The sequence below is a fragment of the Niastella sp. sgz303648 genome (assembly GCF_059587045.1).
On the sequence record NZ_JCAPSW010000058.1, the window covers coordinates 1 to 1,368 of the forward strand.

A 1,368-nucleotide genomic window follows, 5' to 3' on the forward strand; every position below is an offset into this window, starting at 1 on the left:
TGGCTGCCTGATTTACTGTGATCACTACGGTTGAAGTTGCAGCCGTACAGGGTCCTGCTCCATCAGGATCATTGGTTGTGAGGGTCAGCGTAACCGTTCCGGTGGTAATGGTCGGTGTATAAGTAGATGTTAATGATGATGCATTCGAAAATGTTCCGCTCGGGGCGCTCCAGGTAGAGCTGGTAGCACTACCGCCTATTGTTCCATTCAGCGTTACGGTTCCTCCGGCGCATATTGTTTGCGCTGCACCTGCACTGGCTGTGGCTGCCTGATTTACTGTGATTACTACGGTTGAAGTTGCAGCTGTACAGGGACCTGCGCCATCAGGATCGTTTGTTGTAAGGATCAGCGTAACCGTTCCGCTGGTTATGGTCGGTGTATAAGTAGATGTTAACGATGATGCATTAGAAAATGTTCCGTTCGGGGCACTCCAGGTTGATGTGGTAGCGCCTCCGCCAATTGTTCCGGCCAATGTTATTGTACCTCCGGCGCATACTGTTTGCGCTGCACCTGCACTAACTGTTGCTGCCTGATTTACTGTGATTATTACGGTTGAAGTTGCAGCCGTACAGGGACCTGCTCCATCAGGATCATTGGTTGTAAGGGTCAGCGTAACCGTTCCGCTGGTAATGGTCGGTGTATAAGTAGACGTTAACGATGATGCATTAGAAAATGTTCCGCTTGGCGCACTCCAGGTTGAACCGGTGGCGCTACCTCCTATTGATCCGTTCAGCGTTATGGTTCCTCCGGCGCATACTGTTTGCGCTGTACCTGCATTGGCAGTAGCTGCAGGATTTACAACGATAGTTCTTGTAGCGCTAACCGCTGTGCAGGGCCCTGATCCATCCGGATCGTTTGTTGTTAATGTTAAAGTAACTGTTCCTGTAAAATTAGCGGCCGGTGTATAAGTTACTGTTCCGGGAGTTGCAGTTTGCAGTACACTACTTAACATACCTCCTCCCGAAGTAATTGACCAGGCGCCTGTAGTTGCGGCCCCGCCTACGCTGGCTCCACTTAAGGCAATGGCAACCGGACTACCGGATTGACAAACTGTATTGGGACCACCAGTTGTCACAGTCGCTTCAGCATTTACCGTTACCGTAGCTGTAGCTGTATTGGTACAGCCATTTCCATCTGTATAACTATAGGTAACCGTATAATTGCCTGCTGCAAGACCATTCGCATTAAAACTTGAGCCGCTTACACCAGTACCGCTCCAGGTACCTCCTGCCGGACTGCCGGTTAACGATACACTATTGTTACCAAAGCATACCTGGGCATTATTGGCCGAAACCACCGGCAACGCATTTACCGTTACCGTTGCCGTAGCTGTATTGGTACAGCCATTTCCATCTGTATAACTATAGG

The 1,368-nt window shown here is 49.9% G+C and carries 1 pseudogene; it reads right to left on the reverse strand.

The features are described 5' to 3' along the window. Positions 1–1,368, reverse strand: a pseudogene (locus AC59IL_RS38890) (hypothetical protein); the annotation flags it as partial.